Annotated in this window: 8 protein-coding genes and 1 tRNA gene; 7 read left to right on the top strand and 2 right to left on the bottom strand. The window is 39.1% G+C overall.

What is annotated here, in order from left to right; translation table 11 throughout:
• Window positions 1–167: 167 nt before the first annotated feature.
• The 4 genes from BLT15_RS13085 (at window position 168) to BLT15_RS08135 (ending at window position 3,356) form a co-directional block, all read left to right on the top strand.
• Window positions 168–356, top strand: a complete 189-nt coding sequence (locus tag BLT15_RS13085; protein ID WP_143423043.1) for a hypothetical protein — start codon at window positions 168–170, stop codon at window positions 354–356.
• Between the two features lie 192 nt (window positions 357–548).
• Window positions 549–2,498, top strand: coding sequence for a methyl-accepting chemotaxis protein (locus tag BLT15_RS08145; RefSeq protein WP_089760564.1), 1,950 nt, complete (start codon window positions 549–551; stop codon window positions 2,496–2,498).
• A 305-nt stretch (window positions 2,499–2,803) separates the two neighbouring features.
• On the top strand, window positions 2,804–3,094 hold the full coding sequence (locus BLT15_RS08140) for an AbrB/MazE/SpoVT family DNA-binding domain-containing protein (protein ID WP_200769721.1): 291 nt from the start codon (window positions 2,804–2,806) through the stop codon (window positions 3,092–3,094).
• Complete coding sequence (locus BLT15_RS08135) at window positions 3,084–3,356, top strand: type II toxin-antitoxin system RelE family toxin (protein ID WP_089760559.1); 273 nt, start codon at window positions 3,084–3,086, stop codon at window positions 3,354–3,356. The genes BLT15_RS08140 and BLT15_RS08135 overlap by 11 nt, the downstream gene beginning before the upstream one ends.
• A 205-nt stretch (window positions 3,357–3,561) precedes the next feature.
• On the opposite strand, the gene BLT15_RS08130 is transcribed toward BLT15_RS08135, so the two are convergent.
• Together BLT15_RS08130 and BLT15_RS08125 are read right to left on the bottom strand one after the other, a co-directional pair.
• Complete coding sequence (locus tag BLT15_RS08130) at window positions 3,562–4,608, bottom strand: Fic family protein (RefSeq protein ID WP_089760557.1); 1,047 nt, start codon at window positions 4,606–4,608, stop codon at window positions 3,562–3,564.
• Between the two features lie 795 nt (window positions 4,609–5,403).
• Window positions 5,404–5,490 (bottom strand) — tRNA-Leu (locus BLT15_RS08125).
• A gap of 266 nt (window positions 5,491–5,756) precedes the next feature.
• On the opposite strand from BLT15_RS08125, the gene folD reads away from it, so the two are divergent.
• From folD to xseB, 3 genes are read left to right on the top strand one after another with little or no spacing between them, the layout of a single operon-like run.
• Window positions 5,757–6,617, top strand: coding sequence for a bifunctional methylenetetrahydrofolate dehydrogenase/methenyltetrahydrofolate cyclohydrolase FolD (gene folD, locus BLT15_RS08120; protein ID WP_089760556.1), 861 nt, complete (start codon window positions 5,757–5,759; stop codon window positions 6,615–6,617).
• Window positions 6,607–7,827 (top strand): exodeoxyribonuclease VII large subunit, encoded by a 1,221-nt coding sequence (gene xseA / locus BLT15_RS08115; RefSeq protein WP_089760554.1) that lies wholly within the window; start codon window positions 6,607–6,609, stop codon window positions 7,825–7,827. Before folD ends, xseA begins: the two co-directional genes overlap by 11 nt.
• A complete protein-coding gene (xseB, locus tag BLT15_RS08110; protein ID WP_234985558.1) occupies window positions 7,820–8,146 on the top strand; it encodes an exodeoxyribonuclease VII small subunit in 327 nt (108 codons plus the stop codon). The genes xseA and xseB overlap by 8 nt, the downstream gene beginning before the upstream one ends.
• Window positions 8,147–8,151 lie beyond the last annotated feature (5 nt).

Raw genomic sequence — 8,151 nt, 5'->3', positions numbered from 1 at the left:
ATCTTCTTGTCTTCAGTTAGTTAATAGGTGTGTCAAAAACCTCATTTAGTTGTACTGGAAGATATAAAGCTTCGTTCACAATGAAATTTTTCCCCGATCTTATTCGATATCTACCAACTGATAACAAGAAGATCCTAAAATAAAAACCTACTCATATTACTAATATCATGGGCACAATTTTGGCCTATCACGGGAAAATATCGCGGTATAATAAAAAGCTGAAAGAAGATGATCACTGGTGGGTTGGATATTGTTTTATTTTCCCGAAAAAAAGCTTGAAACCGATAATAACAATGCTGGGGTATTTTGACGATTCCTATCAGCTTCGCCTGCGCATCAATTTGACTTCTGATTAAATTAACCGGAAATTGACAGCTGGTATTAAAAACGATGGTTCTTCCAGTTATCAGGTCTGGATAAAGAGATCAAAAGATGATAGAATATAATATATAATATATAAAGTATAAATATTCAAAAGATAAACAGGAAATGGCGGGTAACAGGCAGAATCTAGCCCGTGAAGCTGGATTTTGAAAGGAGAACTGAAAATGAGAATGATCGAAAGTTTTAAAAGTTACGGTCCGGAAAAGCAGGCTAAATTGGGCTTATTCATACTGGGAGGTCTCAATATTTTGCTGGCTGTTTTATTCGCAGTGGGTATCTGGCAGACGGATATTTCGCAGCAATTTTTGCTGGCTCCAATTATTTTTGCTGCAGTAACTCTATTTATTTCTATGCAATTCTATAATGCAATCAAAAAGAAATTTCATAGCGGGGCAAATAAAATATATACAATGACCGGCGACTGTGAAAAAGTGCTGGACTTATCGGATTCGTCATTTCAGGATATTATTGAGAACAACAGGCACCTGGGAGAGGAAGTTGACCGCTGTTTTAAAAATATAAAAAAAATAAACCAGGCCAACGAAAAAAATGATGAATCTCTGAAGGATGTTGAGAATACTCTGGACGAATCAACCCGGGCTGTGGAGATGATTGCACAAACTTCTCAAGAAATGGTAGAGGAAAGTGAGGATCTACGAATTGAAATAAGCAATTGTTTTAGTAAAATTCGAGAAATTAACAGTGCTAATGAGGATAACAATGCCTCTGTTAAAGAAGTGGTGGAGGTGACCAATAACGCTGCAGAAGCTGTAGAAGAGATAGCTGAAGCAGCTCAAATGATGGCTTCAGAATCAGAGAATTTACAGGAACAGCTGGGTGATTGTTTCTCCCAGATTAGAGAGATAAACGCATCGATAGAAACTGCATTTTCCTCGGTAGAGGAAGTGACTGATACTCTTGACAATTCTACTAAAGCGGTCGAAGAAATTGCCAGAGAGATGGAAGAAATATCAACGGTTATAGGAGAACTGGCAGAGAATTCCGCCGAGGTCAATAATAGTGCTGAAAAATGCGTTAACCGCATGGATGAAAACAAAGATTTAATTCAGAGCGGTAATTCTGTGATAGACAGTACTCTGGGAGAGATGAATAATCTCAATCAGAAAATAAGGAAAGTCGATGAAATATCGGAGACGATCAAAGAAATTACCGATCAAACTAACCTGCTGGCTTTAAACGCTGCTATAGAAGCAGCGCGAGCAGGAGAGGCTGGAAAGGGATTTAGTGTAGTTGCCGATGAAATAAGAGATCTGGCTGAAAAAAGCAATAATTCCACAGTGGAAATCCAGAGCATTCTTGAGGCTATCAAAAACCAGGCCGACAGTGTTAAAAATTTATTGGACAATGATTCTGCAGAAGTGAGCAGCGTGACCCGGATTTTCAAAGAAATTACGGAAAATTCTGATCTCGTTTACTCTTCTATGGAAGAAGTGCTTAGGCTAATGGAAGATCAGGCCTCCCAGACCCAGCAGGCAAGTGCTTCCGTAGAAGAAGTTTCCGCCAATTCCGAGGAAGTTTCCGCTCAGGTTGAGGAAATTTCCAGCAGCATGGAGGAAATTTCTGAACAGATGAATGACACCACCCGGGCCAGCAAGGAACTGGACAGCATTATGGAAGAACTCGAAGATACCAACGATAATTTTTCCGCAGGGGTAGAAGAACAGGCAGCCAACTCTCAGGAAGTGTCAGCTCAGGTAGAAGAGGTTTTGGGCAGCATGGAGGAGGTTTCCGATCAGGTAGATGATACCATAGATGCAAGCCGGGAGCTTGACAGTATACTGGATGAAATTGAAAAACTCAGCGATGGTTTTGGGGCCAGCGTGGAGGAGCAGGCGGCGAATTCCCAGGAAGTTACTGCTCAGATTGAGGAAGTGCTGACAAACTTTAAAGATGTTTCAAAGAAATTCAGCAATAATGTTAAAGCAGCTAAAAAACTCGACGATATAATAGATGAAATAGAGGAATTGAGCGAAGAAATCAGCGATAAACTGGAAAAGCATGTGGACAGCGGCAAAAAGATATCAGATACTTTTGCTAAAATCAAAAATCAGCTGCAGGCTCTAGAACTGCAAAAAGAAGTTAGCTCTGTATAAGATTGTTAAAATTTCTGGATCTTCTTGTCTTCGGGTGGTTAATAGGTGTGTAAAAAACCTCATTTAGTTGTACTGTAAGATATAAAGCTTCGTTCACAATGAAATTTTTCCCCGATCTTATGCGATATCTATCAACTGATGACAAGGAGACCCTTTTTTTATTTGTTCAGCAATTAAAATAGACAGACAAAATAAAATGGCTTAAAACAGGAGTTAAAAGTTTAATTTGTGATTGATTATGTGATATAATAATTTAAATAAAGTAAGAAAATCTGAAAATAATAATTTTAGAAAGGATGATACAAATGGCTGATTATCCTATTGTTAAATTAAGAGATAAATCTCAAATTACGGTGCCCAAAGAAATAGTTGAAAAATATGATCTTTCAGAAGGAGATAAATTGGAGTTTATACCCGAAAAAGATGGCATAAAAATAAGGCCAGTTATAACTGTTCCCAAAAGCCAGGCCTGGTTTTGGAATGAAAAGTGGCAGGAAGGTGAAAAGGAAGCTGATGAAGATATAAAAAATGATAGGGTTAGTGGACCTTTTTCTTCTGCAGAAGAATTAATGGAAGAGATAGAAAATGAGCAATAAGAAAAAATTAATAATGACCAGTAGATTTAAAAAACAAGCTCAGGATTTACCTCCTGAAATTAAAAAATCATTACAGTCCAGTTTGAAGAAATTGATTAACGATCCTTTTTATAATTCTATCCATACAGAAAAAATAAGAGGCACTGATATATTTTCTTCCAGGATTAATAAACAATACAGGTTTAGCTGGCAGTTTGAAAAAGAAGGGATTATTATTTTGAGGAACGTAGATAAACATGATGATTTATATAATCGTCCATAATTATTCATATGAAATCTATCTGTTCATATCTCCGCACAATGCTATATTCAGAATATCCCACTTGAAAGCATAAATTAAGTATATTAGGGTATTATACACAGAAATCGGAAGGAGATAATTTGGGGGGAAATAAAGAAACTGGAGGAGTTTATCCTCCAGGTTCTCAAGCAAACTCTTTAAAAAATTGTCCTATTATACCTCGGTTTTATTCCAATCTTTTCCACTTTGCATTCCGACCTTTACCCAGTAATTCAATTACTCCTTCTTCTTTTAACTTTCTAAATACCCTATTAATTGTGGATTCGGAAACATCCGGACACGCATTTCTTATATCTTCTTTCTCAAAAGTTCCCAATGTACTTTTGATAGCCTGCTCAACTCTATAACTTTTATTTCCTCTTTTACTTCTAATCAGCCCTACTCTATCTTCAAATTCTTTATATGCTGCTAATAAAGTGCCCAAAAAATAATCCAACCAGATAAAAAGATTATGATTTCCTTCATGCCAGCCGACTGAAGATTTTTTCAATGATTCATAATAGTTTAATTTGCTCTCTTCAATAATGTTTTCTAAACTTATATATCTTCCCACTTTGTATTCATATTTATATAACAGAAGTAAAGTCAATAACCTGGCAATTCTGCCGTTTCCATCATTAAAAGGGTGAATGCTTAAAAAATCTAAAACAAAAGATCCTATTAATATTAACGGCTCGATAGTTTCTTCTTTCATAGCTCTATTTAAATGATCACATAGTTCTTCCATAGCTTCGGGAGTTTTAGCGGCAGACAGAGGTCTAAATCTAACATATCTTTCCCCATCTGGTAATACCTCTTCAATTACATTATCCTGATTTTTCCACTCTTCCCCTTCCCCCGAGATAAACTTATATAAATCTCCATGGAATTGTAAAATTATATTGGGATTTATGGGAATAGCATCATAAGAAGTATGGATAGTATTTAATACATCTCTATAACCTGCAATTTCACCTTCAGAACGATCTTCCGGCATAGTATCATCTCTCATTATTTCTTTTAACCTTTTGTCGGTAATAACAATTCCTTCAATACTATTTGAAGACTTAGTACTCTGAACTATTGCTGCTTCTTTTAACTTTTCCAGTACCTGCGGCGCCTGGTTTAAATATAAATTTTGCTTTCCCTTGTATTCATTTATTTTGCCAATTAGTTTTACTATATTCATGGGAATTTCTTCAGTCTTCAGCTTTTCATTTCTAAATGACATCATAAATGTATTCCCCCCCTATAAACATATTCACTTAATGTATTGATGACAGGGTTTATTATATCAAAAACCTATTCATTTTGCTATAAATACATTCATTTAAAGGTTTAATGAGTAGGTTTGTATGTCTATGAGCATATTCATAGAAGCATATAGTTTAATTTTTTTGGGAGCACCGCAATGTTTTTATGGGGTGAATTGAGCAGAAAATTTTGTGTGAGATTTTTTGAGGGGTCATTGGGATAAGTATGAAATGAGATAGCTCAAAAACATGAATGACTGTTCATTTAAGTGTATGAATGGCGAATTGGCCCTTAATTTCCAATCTGATCTGGTTTTCTTGATTACTTTCTGTATCTGCAGCAAGAACTATCCTCAAATATAAATCTCTTTTTAAATCTGAATAATTTGACCTGGGCTTTCAATGTATAATGATCTAAATGGCACCACTATAATTGAAATATATATCTGCAATCTATCTTAAAGGCTCAGAAACATTATAATGATATCGTCGGATGTGTAAAGTCATTTCTGGAAGTTCGACTTTAAAAGGTGTTGAAATACCACTAATAAGATTTTAGATGATAACAGTTGACAATTTTTTTTAATCAAGTGAGTTGGAGAATTGACTTATTTAATTAATTATATCAAACTCGAAAAAATGGAATAAATATCGAAAACCCCGGGCTCAAACCCGGGTTTTTTTAATGGCATTAGTATGGCATTAGTAATTTTATTCAACCCAAATAAAAAAAGAGGGGAAACCCCTCTCGTTGTTGATATATACAAAATAAAAAATGGTGCTGAAGGTGGGATTCGAACCCACACGGGCTGACGCCCACATGTCCCTGAAACATGCGCGTCTGCCAGTTCCGCCACTTCAGCACGCTATTTATTAGTTTTTCTTTATCACAATTTTAATTTTAAACCATAATCCTCTGATTGTCAAGAGCTGTTTATGAAAATTTCCCTAAATTATTTGCTTTTTTCGGCAGGAATAAACACATAAAACCAGAATTAAATTAAGTGACATTAATCATTTTAGGGCCATATTTTTTTGGCCAATTCATTTATGTCAAACGAATACAGCTGCTCATAATCAAACTGCATCCGCTCAAAAAAATATCAAAAATATACAGGGGGTATTTTATATGTCAAACGTCGAACTCATCGACGGCAAACAAATCGCATCCGACATCAGAGAAGAGCTAAAAGGGAGAGTACAGGAATTAAAAGAGGAAGGTAGAGTTCCTGGAATCTCGGTTGTTTTGGTCGGAGATAATCCTGCCTCACAGACCTATGTGAACATGAAGGATAAAGCGGCAGAAGAGATAGGTATTTATTCAGACAAGAAAGAAGTATCGGATGACATCTCTGAACAGGAACTTCTGGGTATAATCGACGATCTCAACAACGATGATGAGATCGATGGTATTCTGGTACAGCTGCCTTTACCCGATCATATAGACGAACATAAAGTCATAGAATCGATCGATCCCGCCAAGGATGTGGACGGATTCCATCCTGTAAACACCGGACGTCTTTTCAGCGGTCAGCAGGACAAGTTGAGGTTTGATCCCTGCACGCCGAAGGGTATAATTGAGCTCATCGAGAGACAGGGTATAGATATCGAAGGTAAAGATGCCGTAATTCTGGGCCGAAGCAACATCGTGGGCAAGCCGGTGGCTCATCTACTGATAGAGAAAAATGCCACAATAACAATCTGCCATTCGCGCACTGACGATCTGGCCGGCAAAGCCAGCTCGGCCGATATTCTCGTCGCCGCTGTCGGCAGGCCGGAATTCGTAACTGAAGATATGGTCAAGGAAGGTGCCTGCGTGATCGATGTCGGCATAAACAGGGTCGATGGCGAATTGGTCGGTGACGTAGACTTCGAAGCAGTTAAGGAAAAAGCCGGACCTATCACGCCTGTTCCCGGAGGCGTAGGACCGATGACCATAGCCATGCTGATGCATAATACCGTTAAAGCCAGGGAGCATCATGGAGTCTAAAGCGTATTCCGTTTCAGAAGTAACCTCATATATCAAAAATTTGCTCACCCTCGACGAAACTCTGTCTCACCTGGTCGTCGAGGGTGAGTTGTCCAATTTTCACCATCACACCTCCGGACATATGTATTTCACGCTGAAGGATGACAGCTCCCGTTTGCAATCAGTTATGTTTGAAAGCAGCAATAAATCTCTTGATTTCGAGCCTGAGGATGGCCAGCAGGTTAAAGCCACAGGTTATGTAGATGTTTACGAGCCCCGGGGAGAGTATCAGCTTTACGTCAGGAAACTGGAGAAGCTGGGCGCCGGGGAATTATACCAGAAATATCTGGAACTGAAAAACAAACTCGAGCAGGAAGGTCTTTTTGCTGAAGAAAGAAAACAGGAACTGCCTTTTTTGCCGGCCAAAATAGGCCTGGTTACATCTCCCACCGGCGCGGCGATCAGAGATATTCTCTCCGTGCTCAAAAGGAGATTCGGCCCTGTTTCAGTATTGATTGCCCCAGCTCATGTTCAGGGTGAAAGCTCTGAAGCTGAGCTGATCAGAGGAATTGAGTATCTGGAGAATAGAGATGAAATAGATCTGATCATCATAAGCCGGGGAGGTGGATCTTTGGAAGACCTCTGGTCTTTTAACAGCGAGAAGCTGGCCCGAAAAATTGCCGCGGCAGATATTCCTATCATAAGCGGTGTAGGCCATGAGACTGATTTCACCATAGCTGATTTCGCGGCCGATGTCAGGGCTGCCACCCCTTCTGCCGCAGCGGAACTGGCCGTGCAGGATTATATCGAGCTTTCCGGCAGTCTCGAGAGGCTGGGCGAGAGAATGAACTCCGCTCTGGAGAGAAGATTAAAGGAGGCAGAAAACAGGCTGGCTAGCATAAAAAAGAGGCCTGTCTGGCGGGATCCAGAAAGAATGCTTTCGACAGCTGAACAGAAGATGGACAATCTGACGCATAGATTTGCCCGGGAACTGGGCGATTATTTCCAGAAGCGCTGCGATCAGATATCAGGACTGGCAGGCCAGCTCGACAATTTAAGTCCCTTAAAGATACTTTCGCGCGGATATAGCATCACCAGATCGGAAGATGGATCTCCGATCACAGAGGTTTCCCGGGTAGAAAAAGGAGACAGGCTGGAAACGCTTCTATCCGGGGGCAGTCTTGAAAGCGAAGTTAAAAAAGTTAGAGAGGAAGATGATATTATTGAATAACGATAAAAATAATAAAGAATCAGCTGCCGGAATTTCCGAACAGCTTTCCATCGATTATGAAAGTGAATACGATCTGTCCGAAGACCTTAAATTTGAAGACGCCCTGGAAAAGCTGGAGGAAATCGTGAATGAGCTCGAAGGAGAGATGTTATCCCTGGAAGAATCTGTGGAAAAATTCACGATCGGTATGAAATTGATCCAGCACTGTCAGCAGGAACTCAACAAAGCAGAAGGCAAAGTGGAACAGGTTTTGGAAGAACACGGCGAATTGAAAGAAATCATACCCTACGACGGCCTCGTCGAAGATGATGAAGAATAACACTA

It is taken from the genome of Halarsenatibacter silvermanii, from assembly GCF_900103135.1.
GTDB lineage: Bacteria > Bacillota > Halanaerobiia > Halanaerobiales > Halarsenatibacteraceae > Halarsenatibacter > Halarsenatibacter silvermanii.
Note: the sequence above shows the minus strand (reverse complement) of the source record. Positions and strands in the feature narration are given on the sequence as shown.

Excerpts from the sequence above, each read along its gene's own strand:
- BLT15_RS13085 (WP_143423043.1), top strand. The coding sequence starts at position 168 with ATGGGCACAATTTTGGCCTATCACGGGAAAATATCGCGGTATAATAAA.
- BLT15_RS08145 (WP_089760564.1), top strand. The coding sequence starts at position 549 with ATGAGAATGATCGAAAGTTTTAAAAGTTACGGTCCGGAAAAGCAGGCT.
- BLT15_RS08140 (WP_200769721.1), top strand. The coding sequence starts at position 2,804 with ATGGCTGATTATCCTATTGTTAAATTAAGAGATAAATCTCAAATTACG.
- BLT15_RS08135 (WP_089760559.1), top strand. The coding sequence starts at position 3,084 with ATGAGCAATAAGAAAAAATTAATAATGACCAGTAGATTTAAAAAACAA.
- BLT15_RS08130 (WP_089760557.1), bottom strand. The coding sequence starts at position 4,608 with ATGATGTCATTTAGAAATGAAAAGCTGAAGACTGAAGAAATTCCCATG.
- folD (WP_089760556.1), top strand. The coding sequence starts at position 5,757 with ATGTCAAACGTCGAACTCATCGACGGCAAACAAATCGCATCCGACATC.
- xseA (WP_089760554.1), top strand. The coding sequence starts at position 6,607 with ATGGAGTCTAAAGCGTATTCCGTTTCAGAAGTAACCTCATATATCAAA.